We start from the raw sequence: 18,011 nt of genomic DNA, 5'->3' as shown, positions 1-18,011 counted from the left end.
AGCGCTGTTTGGGCTCCCGGAAGAACGTCAGATTGTCAGTTACCGACACCCGTTAGCCTGGTTTTGCGGATCGGATTCTGGCGATGAAGCCGGTGGCGGGATGGGACATGTCAACGAGCTTTGAAAAATGAATGGGAATAGCATGTGAGCGTTGGTCATTCGCTACATTTCTCTCTACCTGCGCTCCGCCGCCGAATGCCTGTTCACCGACGGGAAAACCCTAGGATAGCTGGCACAATTTTTGTACTTTTGTTGGTATGACAAAGAATAACGAACCGGCCAATCGCGGCGACTACGGAGCGGACAATATTACCGCTCTCGAGGGCCTCGAGGCCGTCCGCAAGCGCCCCGGTATGTACATCGGTGGCACGGACACGCGGGGTCTGCACCACTTGGTCTGGGAAGTGGTCGATAACTCCATTGACGAACACCTCGCCGGCTACTGTAGCCGCATCGATATGATCATTCACGCGGATAACTCCATCACCGTCCAGGATGACGGTCGGGGTATTCCGGTCGGCAACCACGCCAAACTCGGCAAGTCGGCTCTGGAAGTCGTCATGACTGTCCTGCACGCCGGTGGTAAATTCGACAAAGACACGTACAAAGTCTCCGGCGGTCTGCACGGGGTAGGAGTGTCGTGTGTGAACGCCTTGTCCAGCCACCTGCGGGCAACCGTACACCGCGACGGTAACATCTACCAGCAGGACTACAGTGAGGGCAAGCCCCAGAATGAGGTCCACCAGGTCGGCAAAGCGGAGAAGTCCGGTACGACGATCAACTTCACCCCGGACGCGACGATCTTCGAATCGGTGGTCTACAAGTACGAGACGCTTGCCAACCGGATGCAGGAACTCGCCTTCCTGAACAGCGGCCTGCACCTGAGTATCACCGACGAACGGCAGACTGACGAGGACGGTACTCACCCGCGCAAGGAATTCTACAGCGAAGGCGGCCTGGCCGAGATGGTCAAGTATCTTGACGAGGGCAAGCAGGACCTGATCGAGGAAGCCATTTACGTCAAGTCGAAGGAAGACAACGTCGAGGTCGAGGTGGCCATGCAGTACAACACCACATACCAGGAGAACATCTACTCCTTCGTCAACAATATTAAAACCCGCGAGGGCGGTACCCACGTCAACGGATTCCGTCGGGCGGTGAACCGTCTCTTCACGAAGTACGGTGACGAGAACGGCCACTTCAAGAAATTGAAATTCAAGGTCAGCGGGGAAGATTTCCGCGAGGGTCTTACCGCCGTTGTTTCCGTCAAGGTACCCGAACCGCAGTTCAAGGGACAGACCAAGGGAGAACTCGGCAACAGCGAGGTAACCGGTATCGTCAGCCGCGCGGTTGGCGAAAGCGTGGGCCACTGGCTTGAAGAGAACCCCGACGCCGCCAAGCGCATCATCGATAAGGTCATCATCGCCGCCACCGCCCGTCACGCCGCCCGCAAGGCCCGCGAGATGGTGCAGCGCAAGAACGTGCTCACCGGCACCGGACTGCCCGGGAAGCTGGCCGACTGCTCCAATAAAGACCCCGAAGGTTCGGAGATCTACCTCGTCGAGGGTGACTCGGCCGGCGGTACCGCCAAGATGGGCCGTAACCGGGCTTTCCAGGCCATCCTGCCGCTCCGCGGTAAGATCCTCAACGTAGAGAAGGCCATGGAGCACAAGATCTACGAGAATGAGGAGATCAAAAACATGTTCACCGCCCTGGGCGTGAGCATCGTCGAAGGGGAGCACGGCGAACGAGTGCTGAACCTGGACAAACTGCGCTACCACAAGATCATCATCATGTGTGACGCCGACATCGACGGCAGCCACATCGTGACCTTGATCCTGACCTTCTTTTTCCGGTATATGCACGCGCTTGTCGCCGGGGGATACGTATACATCGCTCAGCCGCCGCTCTACCAGGTGCGTCGTGGCAAGCAATTCCGCTACTGCTGGACCGAAGAGGAGCGCCGTGAAGCCATTGCGAACTACAGCAAGAGCGAGAACGACGGTGCCGTCAAAGTTCAGCGCTATAAGGGTCTGGGAGAGATGAACGCCACCCAGCTATGGGAAACCACCATGGACCCCGATACCCGCATGCTACAGCAAGTGGCCATTGAGGAAAGCTCGGAGGCCGACCGCGTCTTCAGCATGCTTATGGGAGACGAGGTGCCCCCGCGCCGTGCCTTCATCGAGGCTAATGCCAAGTACGCAAATGTTGATGTGTAGGGGAGGCAGTTATCGGGTGTCGGGTGTCGGTTTTTCACCTAGATAACAAGAACCGAGATCTGACACCCGACACTCCCAACCCGACAAAAAAAGCCCCGACCAGGATCACCTAGTCGGGGCTAATTATTTGGAACGGTAAGTCGTTTACTTCTTCTTGCCGTTGTTGGTCGGAGCATTTCCGGTTTCGACTTCGCGGGTTGCTTCGAAGAGGAACCAGGTGCGACGCTCGGTGGCGTTGATGTAATCCTCCAACAAGCTCGCACCACCGGTATCGTCGTGCTCTTCACATACCTCGTGCGCCTTGCGCAGGTTAGCGGCCATTTTCTTGTTCTCCTGCATCAGGTCCAGCAGCATATCGCGGGGAGCGATTTGCGCTTGATCGTTATCAGCGACGCTGGTTAGCTTCACGATCTGGGCCAGACTGGTAACGGTCTTACCACCTAACTTCCGGACGCGTTCTGCGAGGGGATCGACGGTGGATATCAGCTCTTCGCTCTGGTCATCCAGCATAAGGTGGTAGTCGCGGAAATGGCGGCCCGACATATGCCAGTGGTAATTCTTCACTTTTACCCAAAGGGCAATGAGGTCGGCAACCAGCGGATTAAGTGCCTCGGTGATGTCCTTGACGGCCTCCTTGGGAAGGTCGGTTGGGGTGTCAAGGAATTTTTCTTTGATGTTATTGCTTGGTGACTTGGTCATGTCTTTATGTTTTTAGTTACACTTTTACAACGGGATTTCCCTTGTCTAGGTTCGCTATTTTCCTCACTCATCCGCCCCGTATCCCCTCCTTCCATGTCCCATCGCCTCCATTCCGCCGAACGCTTAAAATCGAAACGAGAGATCGGTCGGCTCTTCGCACCCGGATCGGGCACGGTAGCGGCCTACCCGCTGCGGATTCTGTATCGGGTGGCGGAGCGACGGGAAGGGGACCATCCTGTCCGGGTAGCCTTTACGGTGCCGAAGAAGCGCTTCAAGCGGGCGGTAGACCGAAACCAGCTTAAGCGGCGGATGCGGGAAGCCTACCGGCTCAATAAGGCGTTGTTGGAGCAAGCGCAGGCGACAGGGGATCAGCAATTGGTCGTGCTTTTTCTGTACACCGGCCGGGATGAAGTGCCATTTTCCGTTATCGAAAAGAAAATGAAGCGCCTACTTAGTCGATTGGAGAGTCCGGAGTTAGGGTAAGGGCCATCTGGACATCCGCGCGCTGGTATCCTTCGTGCTTGTCGGTCACATCCTGGAAGCCGAGTTTGCGATAGAGATGGACGGCGGCTTGCAGGCGTTGATTGCTGGCTAGGTACACCCTATAGTCACCGCGCTGTCGGGCCAGTTCCAGGGTGGCCTGAGCGATTCGGTAGCCGACGCCGAGCCCCTGAACCTCCGGATCAACCGCCATTTTGGCCAACTCTACGTCGTAGTGCGGATGCTGCATGGGGATGAGGGCACAGGTACCTACGGGTCGGCCGCGTAATTCGGCGATCAGGATGGCCCCGCCGGGCTCGAGAATGTGCTCCCGGGGGTGCAGGAGGGCTTCGTTGAGGTCGTGCCATGCCTGAGCGTGTCGGCCTTCGTAGGGTACGACACGGAGTTCTCCATCAAGTCGCTGCCGACGCACGTCACGGGTGCGGTCCAGTAGGCTTTTGCGCTCCAAAGCTGCTTCCCACTCGGTTAGAGCTGCCCAAAGATCGTGTTGACATTCCCCGGCTACCTCGTGCAGGGCGGCCGCCACGTCGGGAACGGTACACTCAGCAAGGGTGGTAGCGGCGGCGGCTCCATCGGGGGTCAGCGCAACCTACGTCTTACGTCCGTCGGTTGCGTCGCGGGTGCGGGCGACCAGTCCGTGCTTCTGCAGGTCGTTAATCATCCGCACCACCCCCGGATGGTTCTGGCGGATACTTATTGCCAGGTCGGACACCGGTGTCGGGCCGTTGAGGCGAAGCAGGTAAAGGAGGGGGAGCCACTGCGACTTCAGTTCATTACCATAGGTGGTATTCAACTGACGGGAGTCCGCGAACAGCCGCTCGCTCAGCAAGCGAGCGCGCGACGCAAGGGCGGTAATTCCAAGATGATCAAAGAAGTCAGGAAGTGCCGTAATAGGTACCTTGTTACGCAGATATAGGTAACAAGGTGCTTATTTTCTAAATCCGTTAAAAAACCGGTTGCGAGTCGCAACCGGTTTTCTATTACCCGCGGGAAGATGAGGCCGCTTCCACGGCCCGCCAGACGCGGAGTACGTTGCCTGATAGGATCTTTTTGATGTCTTCATCGGTGTAACCCCGCTTCAGCAGGGTATAGATCAGATTTGGATAGTCGGCAACGTCCTTAAGGCCGGTAGGCAGACTGTCGCCTACGCCGTCAAAGTCGGAGCCAAGCCCAACGTGGTCGATGCCGGCCAACTCCACCACGCGGTCGATGTGATCGGCGACCATCTCGACGTCGGAGTAGAGGGTTGGGTTTTCAATCTGGAAGCTGTCGGCCAAGGCTTCCGCTTCGTCGGATCTGTTTTGATAACCGCGCTCGTTAAGCCGGGCCATGAATTCCTCGCGCAGGCTATCCTGGCGACTACGTAGGGCGCCATCCAGGAAGGTTGAGCCGAAGTTGATCTGGATAACACCGCCGTTTTCGCCGAGCCGCTGGATCATCTCATCGTTCATGTTCCGCTCGAAATCGGGGGTGAAGTAGCGCACCGAGGAATGACTGGCGATCACGGGGACTTCGGTGATTTCCATCACGTCCCAGAAAGCGGAATCGCTGATATGGCTGACGTCGACCATAATACCGACGCGATTCATCTCGCGCACGACTTCCTCCCCGAAGGGGCTCAGTCCACCATTGATGGCCGTGGTATCGTAGCTGGAGTCGGAGATCAGGTTGTCCTTGGAGTGCGTAAGGGTGATGTAGCGAATGCCTTTGGTGTAGTATTCTTCCACTCGTTCGAGCTTATCCTCGATGGGACTTCCGTTTTCCATCCCCATGGGCAGGCTCATGATACCGTTGGCGAAGTTGGCTTCTACGTCATCCGGACTGGTGGCCAGTGCGAATTTGTCGGGATGCGCTTCCACGATACCCTTTACCATATCGATCAGACTATCGGCGAGGGCGGGGGATTCGCCTACTTCTTCCTGCAAGCCGGCGGGAATGTAGATCGACATGAAGGGGGCATCAAGCCCACCCTCGACGGCGCGAACGTAATCAAAGTCTCCCTCGTCGGTTTCCACGGGGATTCCGAGCATCTCCCGTTCGAGGCGAAAGTTGGTAACCTTCAGGCGGTAGGGCAGGTCGACGTGTCCGTCGATGATGATGGTTTGCTGGGCCAGGCTGTCGGCGTGCGCGCGGAGTTCGACGTCGGACATTTCGCCGGCCGGGGTCGAACCGCTGTTACCGCAGGCTTGTAGGATGAAAAAAAGGAGGAGGGGCAGAAGGAGGCGGGTCATCTGTCTTGGTTGTGCGTAGATATGTAAGGAGATCGACTCCGGCGTGCCGGTACGAACAAACATAACCAGAATTTTGGAAGCCGCAGCCGGATGTTTTGCCATAGTCGCGATCGGATAATCGCAACCGTGATTTTTGCCTACATTTCATGCTCAATCCCTGACCATGACCGCCACCAAATCAATCTGCCTGCTTATCGTTGCGCTGCTCTCATTACCGGTGCACGGCCAGGAGGCATCGCTGATGGGGTTCACCGAGAAATCCGCCGCCACGGAGCGGGAAACGGAGGCCGCTTACGATGAGAAAATCACCCCGTCAAATCTCGACGAGTGGATGCAGTATATGACGGCGCACCCCCACCACGTGGGCTCGCCCTACGATAAAAAGGTCGTTGATTTTATGGCCGAGAAGTTCCGCTCCTGGGGCTACGACGTCGAGGTGGAACGCTTTGACGTTTTGTTCCCCACGCCAAAGGTGCGCAAGCTGGAACTGCTCGAGCCTGCTACCTACACGGCTATGCTGCAGGAGCCACCCGTTGATGGAGATCCTGCAACCAACCAGACGGACGAAGCCCTACCCCCCTATAATGCTTTTTCCATCGACGGGGATGTCACCGCCGAACTGGTTTTCGTCAACTACGGCGTCCCGGCGGACTACGAAGAGCTGGAAAAGCGGGGCATCAGCGTGGAAGGCAAGATCGTCATCGCAAAATACCAGGGATCGTGGCGTGGTATTAAGCCGAAAGTAGCCGCCGAGAAGGGCGCGATCGGTTGTATTTTGTATTCCGATCCCGAAGACGACGGCTACTACCGGGGAGAAACCTACCCGGAGGGAGCCTATAAGAATGAGTACGGTGTCCAACGGGGAGCCGTGATGGATCTTCCCCGCGCTCCCGGGGATCCGCTTACCCCCGGCTACGGTGCTACGCAAGATGCCGAGCGGCTGGATATATCGGAGGCCGAGGGGTTGACCGAAATTCCCGTGCTTCCCATCTCCTACCACGACGCCGAACCCCTGTTACGTGCCCTCGGCGGACCGGTAGCACCATCAAGTTGGCGCGGTGCCCTTCCGATGACCTACCACATCGGTCCCGGGCCGGCCAAGGTGCACCTGCAATTGGAATTTAACTGGGAACTCGCCCCGGCCTATGACGTGATTGCTACCCTGGAGGGAGCGGAATACCCCGATGAATGGGTCATCCGCGGAAACCACCACGACGCCTGGGTACACGGGGCCAACGATCCCATCAGTGGAATGGTGGCCGTGATGGAGGAGGCGCGCGCGGTGGGTGAGCTGGCCAAGGCCGGCATGCGTCCGAAGCGAACCATCAAGTACGCCGCCTGGGGAGCCGAGGAGCCCGGCCTGCTGGGGTCGACCGAATGGGTGGAAACCCACGCCGATGAGCTGAAAGATAAAGCCGTGGCTTACATCAATACCGATGGCTCCGGCCGTGGATTCCTTCAAGCCGGCGGCTCGCATACCCTGGAAAAATTTTTCGGACAGATCACCGAAGACGTTGAAGATCCGCAGACCGGTGTCACCGTTTTCGAACGGCGCAAAGCCGCCGAAGCCGTAGGAGGCACGGATATCGCTTCCTTCCCCCTTTCCGCCCTTGGGTCAGGTTCCGACTATTCGCCCTTCTTCCAACACCTGGGCATCGCCGCATTCAACATGGGATTTGGCGGGGAGAGCAGTGGTGGGGAGTACCATACGATGTACGATTCCTACGCCCACTATAAACGATTCAAGGATCCCGACTTCAGCTACGGGGGCGCGCTTGCCAAGGTTGCCGGGCGGACCACCCTGCGACTGGCCAACGCCGACGTGCTGCCTTTCGAATTCACCCGCATGGCCCAGACCTTGCGGGAGTACGGTGACGAAGTCATGAAGCTGGCGGAGGATGCCCGTAAGCAGACCGAACGGGAAAACCGGCTCGTCCGGGAAAATGCGTACGTGCTGGCAGCCGATCCGAAGGAAGCTTTCTCGGCCCCCGAGGAGAAGGAAGAAGTTCCCTACCTCAACTTTGCCCCGCTGCAAAATGGCCTGGGCCGCATCAGCGAGCTGGCGGATGACTACAGCGCCGCGGCGGCTACGGAGCTCTCCGAAGGTCAACGGGAGGAGATCAACCGCCTCTTCATGGACCTCGAACGCCAACTGACCCGCGAGGAGGGCCTGCCCCGGCGGCCGTGGTTCGTTCACCACGTATACGCCCCCGGTTTCTACACCGGATACGGCGTGAAAACCCTTCCGGGGGTGCGCGAGGCGATCGAGCAGCGCAACTTTGACGAAGCGCAGGAGCAGATCGACAAACTGGGTGAGGTACTTGGCGCCTATGCCGACCAGATGCAGAACATTATCGGTATTGTTGCCACCAAATAACCAACCTCTCAGTCCAGGTCCTTGTCCTTACCCCGCACCCCGCACCCCGCACCGCCTATGCGTTTGATTCTACTCTTGTCCGCCTTCCTATTCACGACTGGCGTTTTCGCCCAGCGCGTCATGCTTTTTGAAAAGCTGACGAGTTCCCGAAGTGAACGGGTTTACGAAGGCGAATTGCTCCGCTTTCGGATGGAGGGCGATAAGTTTTGGCAGGAAGGTTACATCCGGGAAATGCGACCGGATATTCAGGCACTGGTCATCAACGATCGCTACATTCTGCTCGACGAAATAGACGCGGTATACCGGGGAAGCACCATTGCGAACCGTCTCGGTTATGGGCTAATCACCTTCGGAGCCGGTTGGTCGCTGTTTGCCGCCCTGGGTTATGCCACCGATAAAATTGATTCAACGAACTACAGCGCAGATGATGCCCTCGTGACGGCTACCTCCGTCGGCGTGGGATATCTCCTCGTGAAGCTTCTGGGGCGGCGTAAGTTCCGTACCAACAAGTATAAAAGGCTGCGTATCGTCGACCTCAATTTTTAACCGTACAAGGCCCGCGCCAGGGTTTCGGGGAAAGCTCCCGGAGTACTGGAGAACGGACGTAGGCCAAGTTCAGTCAGCTGCGCCGCAACGTCGTGGTCGTAGGCCGGGGCCCCCTGGTCGTTAAGGGCCAGAACAGGAAGGAAAGTTAGCCCGCTCTGCACCAGGCGCCGGGCGCTCTGTAGCATATTTGGTACCGACCCGCCTTCGAAGAGATCGCTCAGCAGCACCAACACGGTATCGCGCGGGGCGACATTCAGTTGTTCGGCGTACCGCAGGGCCCGTCCGATATCCGTGCCTCCGCCGAGTTGTAACGCGAACAGTAGCTCGATGGGGTCGGGGAGTTCGGCGGTCAGGTCGACCACGCTGGTGTCGAAGGCAATGACGTGCGTTTTTACGCTTGGCAGACTGGCAAGAATACAGGAGAGTACCCCGGCGTACACGACCGAGGTGGCCATGGATCCGCTTTGGTCGATGAGCAGGATCACGTGTTTCAGGCTGCTGCGGCTGCGTTGGTGGCCCCTTAAGTTTACGGGTAAAACGGTGCGGTGCTCCGGCTGGTAGTGCTTTAGGTTGACGCGTATCGTCTGGTGCCAGTCGATATCGCTGTGCTTGGGCCGTCGGTTTCTGGCTTGCTGCCGGCGGCGTCCGCTCACCGCTTGCAGCAACGGTTGGCGCAGTTTCTTTTCAATTTCCTCCACGACCCGCTTCACTACCTGACGGGCGCTCTCGCGGCTGCGCTCTGGAAGAACGTTCTTCAGACTGAGCAGGGTGCCGACCAGGTGAACGTCAGGCTGGATCGTTTCCAGTAGTTCCGGTTCGAGTAGCATCTCCTGCAGGCCCAGGCGCTCCAGCGCATCTCGCTGCAGCATTTGTACGGTATCCGTAGGAAAGTACTTGCGAATGTCCCCGAGCCAGCGATTGACGTTCGGACTGGATGGGCCGAGGCCGCCCTTGCGGTCCTCGCTGTTGTACAGGGCTTCGAGTACGGCATCCATGCCCTGCGCCCGGCCGGGTAGGGGTGGACCCCCATCGGAGCTCTGCGCGTCCTGCCCGAGGATCAGGCGCCACTTGCGAAGGTGTTCGTCGCGGTCACTCACGGGCGGCAAGGATGCGGCTGATCAGCCCTTCGAAATCGGTGACTTTATCCTCTCCGTGTCCGAGGCGGGCAATGACCAGGTTGCGACTGGGAATGATAAAAACCCGCTGGTCCTGAAAGCCCCGCATCATGAAGGCGTCTTCGGGCAGGGAGGGCGTTTCCGGTCCGGGTAGCCACAGTTGCGCCCCGTACAAATCCTCGCTACCCGCGGCGGGTTCACGCATATAGTCGATCCAACCGGGGGGAAGTAGGGTATCTCCCTGCCAGACGCCATTTTGGAGCATGAACTGGCCGAGGCGTGCCCAATCCCGGGTCGTAGCCCAACCGTAGCTACTCCCGACGGGGCGGCCGGACTGGTCGGGTTCGATCACTAAGCTAGGGGCTATAGGCCCGTAGAGGGAATCGAGAAACGCATAGAGCCGGTCGTTTCCACCCAGTTCTTCGCGGAGGAAGTCCATCAGCATATTCGTAGTGCCGCTGGAGTAGTTCCAAACGGTACCGGGAGCTTGAGTCAGACGGTGGCGCTGGGCGAACTCCGCGAAATCGGCTTTTTCGTGCAGCATAACCGTGGCATCCGTGATGCTCCCATATCCTTCGTTCCATTCGATGCCGGAATTCATGTGCATCAGGTCGGTGAGTGCGACCCGCGAGCGGTCATCCGTCCAGATACCCGGGAAGAGTTGGTTGGTCCGTTCCACCGTTTCCGTAGGGGATAATCCATTTGATGCATGCGATTCCAGGTAAACACCGATAGCCATACCGGTCAGCGTCTTGGTCATCGACCAGCCGAGCAGGGGGGTGGTGGCATCGAAGCCCTCGCGGTAGCGCTCCGCGACGAGTCGGCCGTTTTCAAGGATCACCATTCCCCGTGCTCCGCCCCCCGGTACGTCCCGCATGCCGTAGTCGAGGGCGTCGTCGTAATCCGGAAGGAGTTCCGTTGACAGTTCGGCCGGATCGGGGAAAACAGGGGTGTTTTCAACCACCGTAGGTAGCGGCATGGCATCGTCGTTGATCAGGACGCATCCACGTTCACCAAGGAACGCCGCACGCCGCGTCACCAGACCGAAAAGGGAAGATTCGACTGTTCTGTCCTGTACACCGAGGCTAAATTGACCCAGCACGCTAAAATTAAGGTCGTTTTCACTGATATCTTCCAGCGTCCGTCCCTGTAGAAAGTGGCAGCTACAGGCATGCTTCGCCGCATATCCCCCGCCGATATGAAGTAGCGGCTTCACCCAGAGAAAGGCGCTGAACAGTAAAACGGCGACCAGAGTAAGTCCGACCAACCATCGCTTGCTTGAGGAAACGTGCATGGGGCGAAGATAAGCAGGCTTAGAGCGGGGCGGGCAATTACGGCAGCTAACCCGAATAGCCGCATCGGCGAACACACGTAGGGCTCAGCCACCAAAGCGATACCTTTGCGTCATGCAGCTCCGCACCTTCGGCATCCGGCACCACGGACCGGGCTCCGCCCGGCGCCTAAGGACTATGCTGGAGACTTGGAAACCCAACCTGATCCTGTTGGAGATGCCCGCCGACGCGCAGCCGGCCCTGCGTCAATTGCTGTACGACGGCATGCGACCGCCCCTGGCCCTGGTGCTCTACGACGCGAAGGATATTGAACGGGCCAGCTTCTTCCCCTTTGCCCGCTTTAGCCCGGAATACCAGGCCATTCAGTGGGCCGCGGAAAACGGAACGGAAGTTCGGGCGATCGATCTGCCGGCGAAAAACTTCCTGGCCGTAAGGGAAGAAGAACAGTTTATCCTTTTTCCAACCGAAGAGCCCGACGCTCCGTCGGTCGTTCCGGGCAAATCCCGCAAGCAACTGGCTCGCCAGCTCCGCTCCGACCCCCTGTCGCTGGTAGCGGAATTGGCCGGCTACCCCGACAGCGAGAGCTGGTGGGATGCCACCCTCGAGCGGACGGCTCAGGGACCGGAAGCGACCTTTGCCGCGATCGAGAATATTGTCTCTGAGCTCCGGAATGCCTTCCCCGAAGCCTCCAACGACGAGAACGAGCAAAGGGAAGCCTTCATGCGGGGCGAGGTCCGCAAGGCCCTGAAAGAAGATGTTGATCGAATTGCGGTGGTCGTCGGCGCCTGGCACGTACCCGCCGTGCAGGACACACCCAACCGCCGCGCCGCCGCCGACAAGGCCATCCTCCGGGGGCTACCGAAGGTGAAGGTTAGCCAGGCCTGGGTACCCTGGTCATTTCCCCGCCTCGCCCGGAGTGGCGGTTACGGAGCCGGTGTCACCTCTCCGGCCTGGTATGCCACTCTGTTCGACTTTCCGGATTGCGCGGTGGATCGCTGGATGGCTTCCGCCGGGCAACTCCTCCGGGCGGAAGGATTCGAAGCGAGTCCGGCCATGGCCACCGAGGCCGTCGGGCTGGCGACCACCCTTGCCACCATTCGCGACCACGAACGGCCGGGGATCGAGGAGCTCGAGCAGGCGGTGCTCAGCACCCTGGCGGCCGGAAAGCGGGAGCGACTGGAACTGATCCACAAACGGCTTACGGTGGGGGAGACCGTCGGCTTTGTTCCCCCGGGCGTAACTACAGTGCCGCTGCTGGAAGATCTGCGTGCCGAGGTGAAGAGTACCCGCATGAGCAAGTTGTGGGAAAGCGCCGGTGAACAATACCTGAAGGCCACCAAGTCCGACCCCCGCGGAGGGATCGATCTCCGCCAGGCGAATGACCTCCGAAAAAGCCACCTGCTACACCGGTTGAACCTGCTGGATATTCGCTGGGGCAAACTCCAACCCGGCGGCCCCGACAGCCTGAGCAGCTTCAAGGAAGTCTGGCTCATGGAATGGCAGCCCGAGTTCAGCCTGCTCGTCATCGAACGGGGGAGCTACGGTAATACGGTGGCCACCGCGGCGGCAGCCTACAGCCGGGAAAAGGCGGCGAGCCTGACGTCCGTGCGGTCGCTGGCGGATCTGACGCTGCAGTGCCTGCAAGCCGGATTGGCCGGCGTCGTACCCCGCCTCATGGCGCTGCTGCGGCAGCGGGCCGCCGAAACGACGGATGTTACGGCCCTCTTACAGGCGCTGCCGGCCCTGGTACAGACCAGCCGCTACGGAGACAGCCGTAAAACCGATACCACCGCCCTACTGCTGGTCATCGACGAGATCGTCCCCCGGCTGGCCGCGGGCCTCCCGGCCGCCGCTACCAATATCGACGACGAGCAGGGGGAAGACATGGTCAAGCTCATCGCGTCGGCGCACTATCACCTGGCCCAACTGGGTAACGAGGAACTGGACGATGTGTGGTTGTCCGGCCTGCTACGCGCGGCGAACGCCGGAGTGTACGCCGGGGTAGAAGGGCACTGCGTACGCTTACTCTACGACCGGGACAGGCTTGCCGCCGGTGTAACGGCTGACCGGTTCTCCCTGGCGCTATCGAGAGCACGGGGGGCCGGGGCGGTCGCCGCCTGGATTGGTGGCTTCCTGTATGGGGGCGGCCAAATGCTGTTACACCACGTACCCTTGTTCCGGTTGATCGATGATTGGGTGGCTGATTTACCGTGGGAAACTTTTGAAGAAATAATCCCGCAACTGCGCCGAACATTCGCGGAATTCTCCCGGTTTGACCGTCAACGCCTGATGCAATTGGTTGATTCTGATGAGAACGAGCAATTGGATGTAGAGATTTCTGCCGACCAGGTGCCCCAGACAAATGAACTACTTCAGGATTTGCTGAAGTGGGTCGCTTGAATCCATTCCGAAAAAATAGTTTCCCCTTCACCGTTACCCTTTTATAAGGTTGACGTCTGACCCTCAAGTTTTGGCTACATAACAGTTTTAACCGGATGCCCAACCCGGCATGACTCTATGGACAAGAATTATTTTGACACTTTTGAATAGACACGATTTTTACAGACACTAGCAACACACGTTTTTTTTACAGACACGAACAACACACGTTTTTTTACAGACACTATCAACACAATGCGCGCGCTTTCTCCACGGAAGGCGCGCTTTTTTTGTCCCTATGCCTCGTACTTTCGGGTCATGACTATCTCCCGCATCCTCTTAGTTCCTATTCTGTTCTTTAGCTTATCCGTCATGGCACAGCAACGACCCCGCGAGCGGGGCATCCCATTCGGCGTGATGACCCCCGGCGAATTCAACGCCATAACGGATGTCACCGGCGTGCGGGTAGGCCACACCACGCTGGTGCGGGGCGATAGTGTACGCACGGGGGTGACCGCCATCTTACCGCATGCCGACGATCTCTACCGGCAGAAGGTACCCGCCGCCATTTACCTGGGTAACGGCTATGGCAAACTGGCCGGCTATAGTCAGGTGAAGGAACTGGGCGAACTCGAAACCCCGATCGTTCTGACAAATACCCTGAGCGTGGCTACCGGTATGAATGCCCTCATTACCGCCTGCCTTCGCGACAATCCGGAGGTCGGAAGCGTGAATGCGGTCGTGGGCGAAACCAACGATGGCTACCTTAATGACATCCGGGGGCGTCACGTCACCGAATCCGATGTTTTGGCCGCCCTGGCAGCCGCCTCGGCGGGTCCCGTAGTGGAAGGCAACGTAGGTGCGGGCACCGGCACGCTCTGTTTCGGATGGAAGGGGGGTATCGGAACCTCCAGCCGCAAGCTACCCGGCAGTCTTGGTGGGTATACGGTTGGCGTACTCGTACAGACCAATTTCGGCGGAGTGATGCAGGTCGCGGGGGTACCCGTGGGGCCGCTACTGGGTGAATACTACTGGAAGGAGGAGATCGAGCGTAGCGCCGACGGCAGTTGCATGATCGTCGTGGCCACGGACGCCCCCATCAGTGCCCGCAACCTGGAACGGGTAGCCAAGCGGGCCATGCTCGGACTGGCCCGCACGGGCGGTATCGCCAGCAACGGCAGCGGGGATTACGTCATCGCCTTTTCTACCGCCGCCGAAAATCGAATCAGCCCGGGCCTGACGGAGCCCACCACCGTAACCGAGCTGCCCAACGGCGCCGTTTCCCCGCTCTTCCTGGCCACCATCGAGGCCACGGAGGAAGCCATCATCAATTCCCTCTTCGCCGCCGATGATATGACCGGCTTTCAGGGCCATTCCCGGGAGGCACTGCCCAAAGATAAAGTGATGGACCTGCTCCGGGAAAGGGGAGTGGTGAAGTAGGCTCCCTGGTCTGCCCCCCCTGGTCCGCCCAGCGCTAGCTGGTCTGCCCAGGGGGGGAGAGATTCTCTTCCAACCCGTCGGCGGACGAACTGCGCTACGCTCCGTTCGGCGGACGACTTGCGATCCCACCGACCCGTCGGCGGACGAACTCCGCTACGCTCCGTTTGGCAGACGACGGGCGACTAGTACGTCCAGGCCACCCCCAACCGCGGCGTAATCCCCAGCGTCGAGTAGCCGCTGACCTCCGTGAAGTCCGTATCCGTCAGGTTGCGGATTTCTGCGAAGAGGCTCAGGTTTCGGTTTTCCAGCAGCTTATATTCGGCGTATAGGTTGACGATGAGGTAGGGGTCGAGGTCCAACGTAACGGGGGAGAAATTCGCATCGTAGTAAATATCCGGGCGCTCACCGGTGTAGGCCGCGGTCAGCCGGGCGGAGAAGGCTTGGTTGGCCCGGTAGGTCAGTCCCAGCAAGCCGGTCGTACGGGGCCGGCGATAAAATTCGTCGCTTTCCGTCGTACCACCCGATCCGTCGGGAGAACGAAGTTGCCCTTTTACGTAGGTGAAATTACCGTCCAGCCGGAAGCGTGCGCTTAGATCGGTGAACCCCTCCACCTCGACACCACGGTCGCGCAGTTCGTCCTGGTTCTGGTAGCCGAGCGTACCGTCGTAGGTGACCACCTGGTCGATCTGCCGCTGGAATACGGTCACCGTGGCCCGGCGTTCCCCGCGACGGCTTTGCACACGCAGACCGGCCTCGTAGGAGGTGGATACCTGGGGTTGCAGCTCCGCGTTCGCTCCGAAGGGACCGTAGAGCTGATCCAGTGTCGGACTCTGGAAGGCGCTGCCCACCGAGAGACGGCTACTCACGCGATCCGTGTGCCGGTAGCCCACGGCCAGCGACCCGTTGCTCTGGCCGCCGAACACCGAGTGGTGATTGTAGCGGTAGCCCCCTTCGAGTAGGAGTCTTTCGGCGACGTTGAGATTCGCTTGCAGGTAGGGGCTGATATTCGTGACCGTAGGGGTTTCCGCCTCGGTGGCCAGGCTTTCGTGGCGTACTTGCCCGCCGACCGTCAGGGAGAAGGCCTCTGAAGGGAGGTAGTTGTAAAAGACGTCTCCCTGCTGGGCACGGCCCTTGTAGATCGATTCACCGAATGCGGCATCGTCGAATACCCGGTCCGTAGCGGCGTAATTGTAGCGCCCCCCCAGCTCCCAGGTCGCCTGGCGGTAGTTCACGGCCAGACTCGGAAGCCACAGGTCGTTGCGGTACTCGTTCTCGGCGTCGGTGAAGGCCCCTCGGTCGTAGTCACCGGTAAAAATAGCCCGCCGCAGGGCCGGCCGGATAGTGAGGGACTCGGTAGGTCGCCAGGTCAGGTTGCCGTAAACGGTGCGTCGGGCGGATCCGTCACGGTTGAAGTCCTCGGTGGTCTCGTCCATCGGTTCCGCCTCGCTGATCCCGTCCGTGGTGAAGTAGTCGTAGCCCAGCCGGTAGTCCAGCTTTTCAGTACTACCCGCGATCGCCGCGGTACCCGTGTAGGTACTGTAGCGTTCTGCGGCGGCGCGCAGGTTAATGCGAAATGGCAGCGGGGAATTCCCTTTTTCATACTCGGATCCCTGCCCTCCCGATGAGGTAACCAGGTTAATGACCCCGGCAACCGCGTCGGAACCGTAGAGTAACGAACGGGCTCCCCGCAGGATCTCGATCCGCTCCACTCCCTCCAGCGACAGCAGGCGAAGGTCTACGGCTCCCCCGAGCGAGGAGGGGTCGATCAGCGGCTGGCCGTCTACCAGGATGAGGGTGTACTGATTAGCGCCGTTACGCAGGAAAATGCTACGGTCCTTGCCGTAGTTGGAATAGGCGCCATTCACCACGATACCCGCCTGCTCGTTCAGCAGCTGCGCCAGACTCGGTGCCCGGGCCACGGCGGCCGAATCGATGATCGTCACGTGCTGCGGGCTCTCGGCGAGCGTACGTGCATAACGCGCTCCGGTGACGATCACCTCGTCCGAAGTCGTGGAAAGGGGAGGGGCGTCCTGCGCGGAGACGGCGAGCGAGAAGAGTAGAAAAAGGAAGAATAAGGAATGCCGGTACATGCGGTTGTGGTTGCCGGCGGGATCGTACGGTACACGAATAGTAGGTAGTGCGGTAGCAGCCGGCAGTCTGACGCAGGCGTCCGCATTGCTGCCGGGGCGCTACCGTACTGCCGGAATACCGTACTGTGTACTACCATCCGATTCCCATCCTTTCTCACCGAAAGACGAAGAAATATGACGCTACCGGGCAGGTCTTCTGGCTCGCTCCACCCGGCCGTCGCCTTCCCGGAGCGGACTCCAGTGACATCATGACGGCGGGCATTTGGGGCTTACAGCTGCGGGGACAGCTCCGGATTCTCACCGGATTCCCTTTTCCCGATTGCGCGGCGAAGGTAGACGCAATTCCCGGTTACAGGCTTCCCGGCTGGGTGAAAAATTCCATGATTTCCGATTTGGCCGCCAGCGACCGCTCGAAATCGGCGATGACACCCGCGTTATAAACTTCCCCCTCCCGGCCGGAGCGGAGCCATTCCGGAGATTCCCGTAGTTGTTGGAAACGCAGGGAGCCATCGCGGAGGGGGGCGACCAGGATCGTCCGGCCCTGGTGAAGGTCAAAGTACTGGCGGGATACGAGCGCCAGGTTGCCACCGTCGGCGAGGGAAAGCTGTACGTACGATACGTCACCGATTGCCGTACGTTGTTTTCCTGCCGCGAGGTAGTGGGGGTAGTTGCGCGAGATGACGGCACTGGCTCGATCTTCTACGTGGGCCGAATCGGTTAGGATGTAGATCGTGAAATACGTCCGGTAATAGGCTAGCGAATCTTCCGAGGAGGCAGGGCGGTAAGCATCGTAAGCGTAGGCATAGGTAATTCCTTGGACGGTCTTTCCCGGCACCTCCAGGGCGGTAAGCCGCGAACTGACGTAGCCCCAGTTGTATTGCGGCACGGGGGAGGGTAGGGTGACCACCGGAGGAGGCACATCCAGGGAATCGAATGAAAAGCTTAGGTCTTCCATGAGTCTGGGCATATCCCAGAGGCTCGAGTCGGTCCGTTCCCGGGCGTAGCGGGCGGCGTCGCTGTCGGTCCAGGGTGTTTGGGCAATGATGGACGGCCCGAAAATCAGGCAGAGAAAAATCAGTCGGTAGGTCATGGGAATGGTTTCCCGCAAGTAGGCTACTT

The 18,011-nt window shown here is 59.4% G+C and carries 14 protein-coding genes and 1 riboswitch; of the genes, 6 read left to right on the top strand and 8 right to left on the bottom strand.

Going from position 1 to position 18,011, the window contains the following annotated elements:
* Positions 1–257: 257 nt before the first annotated feature.
* Positions 258–2,222, top strand: coding sequence for a DNA topoisomerase (ATP-hydrolyzing) subunit B (gene gyrB, locus DRW39_RS09940; RefSeq protein WP_116106887.1), 1,965 nt, complete (start codon positions 258–260; stop codon positions 2,220–2,222).
* A 144-nt stretch (positions 2,223–2,366) separates the two neighbouring features.
* On the opposite strand, the gene DRW39_RS09935 is transcribed toward gyrB, so the two are convergent.
* Positions 2,367–2,921 (bottom strand): Dps family protein, encoded by a 555-nt coding sequence (locus tag DRW39_RS09935; RefSeq protein WP_116106886.1) that lies wholly within the window; start codon positions 2,919–2,921, stop codon positions 2,367–2,369.
* A gap of 93 nt (positions 2,922–3,014) precedes the next feature.
* On the opposite strand from DRW39_RS09935, the gene rnpA reads away from it, so the two are divergent.
* Positions 3,015–3,404: a ribonuclease P protein component gene (gene rnpA, locus DRW39_RS09930; protein WP_116106885.1), complete on the top strand. Its 390-nt coding sequence runs from the start codon at positions 3,015–3,017 to the stop codon at positions 3,402–3,404.
* On the opposite strand, the gene DRW39_RS09925 is transcribed toward rnpA, so the two are convergent.
* From DRW39_RS09925 to DRW39_RS09915, 3 genes are all read right to left on the bottom strand, one after another.
* The gene (locus DRW39_RS09925; protein ID WP_157976033.1) at positions 3,373–3,948 is read right to left on the bottom strand and encodes a GNAT family N-acetyltransferase; all 576 of its coding nucleotides are present in this window, start codon (positions 3,946–3,948) and stop codon (positions 3,373–3,375) included. The genes rnpA and DRW39_RS09925 overlap by 32 nt on opposite strands.
* Positions 3,949–4,011: 63 nt before the next feature.
* Positions 4,012–4,215 (bottom strand): MarR family transcriptional regulator, encoded by a 204-nt coding sequence (locus DRW39_RS22225; protein WP_157976032.1) that lies wholly within the window; start codon positions 4,213–4,215, stop codon positions 4,012–4,014.
* A gap of 187 nt (positions 4,216–4,402) precedes the next feature.
* A complete protein-coding gene (locus DRW39_RS09915) occupies positions 4,403–5,653 on the bottom strand; it encodes a dipeptidase (protein ID WP_116106882.1) in 1,251 nt (416 codons plus the stop codon).
* Positions 5,654–5,816: 163 nt separating this feature from the next.
* On the opposite strand from DRW39_RS09915, the gene DRW39_RS09910 reads away from it, so the two are divergent.
* A complete protein-coding gene (locus DRW39_RS09910; protein ID WP_116106881.1) occupies positions 5,817–8,030 on the top strand; it encodes a transferrin receptor-like dimerization domain-containing protein in 2,214 nt (737 codons plus the stop codon).
* A 57-nt stretch (positions 8,031–8,087) separates the two neighbouring features.
* A complete protein-coding gene (locus DRW39_RS09905) occupies positions 8,088–8,576 on the top strand; it encodes a hypothetical protein (protein WP_157976031.1) in 489 nt (162 codons plus the stop codon).
* Here DRW39_RS09905 and DRW39_RS09900 read toward each other — a convergent pair.
* Both DRW39_RS09900 and DRW39_RS09895 read right to left on the bottom strand, forming a co-directional pair.
* On the bottom strand, positions 8,573–9,673 hold the full coding sequence (locus tag DRW39_RS09900; RefSeq protein ID WP_232830112.1) for a VWA domain-containing protein: 1,101 nt from the start codon (positions 9,671–9,673) through the stop codon (positions 8,573–8,575). The genes DRW39_RS09905 and DRW39_RS09900 overlap by 4 nt on opposite strands.
* Positions 9,666–10,985 carry a serine hydrolase domain-containing protein gene (locus tag DRW39_RS09895; protein WP_116106879.1) on the bottom strand — a complete coding sequence of 440 codons (1,320 nt, stop codon included), beginning with the start codon at positions 10,983–10,985 and terminating at the stop codon, positions 9,666–9,668. The genes DRW39_RS09900 and DRW39_RS09895 overlap by 8 nt, the downstream gene beginning before the upstream one ends.
* A gap of 112 nt (positions 10,986–11,097) precedes the next feature.
* On the opposite strand from DRW39_RS09895, the gene DRW39_RS09890 reads away from it, so the two are divergent.
* Both DRW39_RS09890 and DRW39_RS09885 read left to right on the top strand, forming a co-directional pair.
* The gene (locus DRW39_RS09890; RefSeq protein ID WP_116106878.1) at positions 11,098–13,383 is read left to right on the top strand and encodes a DUF5682 family protein; all 2,286 of its coding nucleotides are present in this window, start codon (positions 11,098–11,100) and stop codon (positions 13,381–13,383) included.
* Between the two features lie 297 nt (positions 13,384–13,680).
* Complete coding sequence (locus DRW39_RS09885) at positions 13,681–14,802, top strand: P1 family peptidase (protein ID WP_232830111.1); 1,122 nt, start codon at positions 13,681–13,683, stop codon at positions 14,800–14,802.
* A gap of 182 nt (positions 14,803–14,984) precedes the next feature.
* Here the strand turns inward: DRW39_RS09885 and DRW39_RS09880 are convergent, their stop codons facing one another.
* On the bottom strand, positions 14,985–16,892 hold the full coding sequence (locus DRW39_RS09880) for a TonB-dependent receptor plug domain-containing protein (protein ID WP_116106877.1): 1,908 nt from the start codon (positions 16,890–16,892) through the stop codon (positions 14,985–14,987).
* Between the two features lie 168 nt (positions 16,893–17,060).
* Positions 17,061–17,256, bottom strand: a riboswitch (cobalamin riboswitch).
* Positions 17,242–17,982: a hypothetical protein gene (locus DRW39_RS09875; protein ID WP_116106876.1), complete on the bottom strand. Its 741-nt coding sequence runs from the start codon at positions 17,980–17,982 to the stop codon at positions 17,242–17,244. It overlaps the preceding riboswitch by 15 nt.
* Between the last annotated feature and the right edge of the window lie 29 nt (positions 17,983–18,011).

The organism is Lewinella sp. IMCC34191 (genome assembly GCF_003390935.1).
Classification (GTDB): domain Bacteria; phylum Bacteroidota; class Bacteroidia; order Chitinophagales; family Saprospiraceae; genus Neolewinella.
This window is presented reverse-complemented; position numbering and strand designations above follow the sequence as displayed.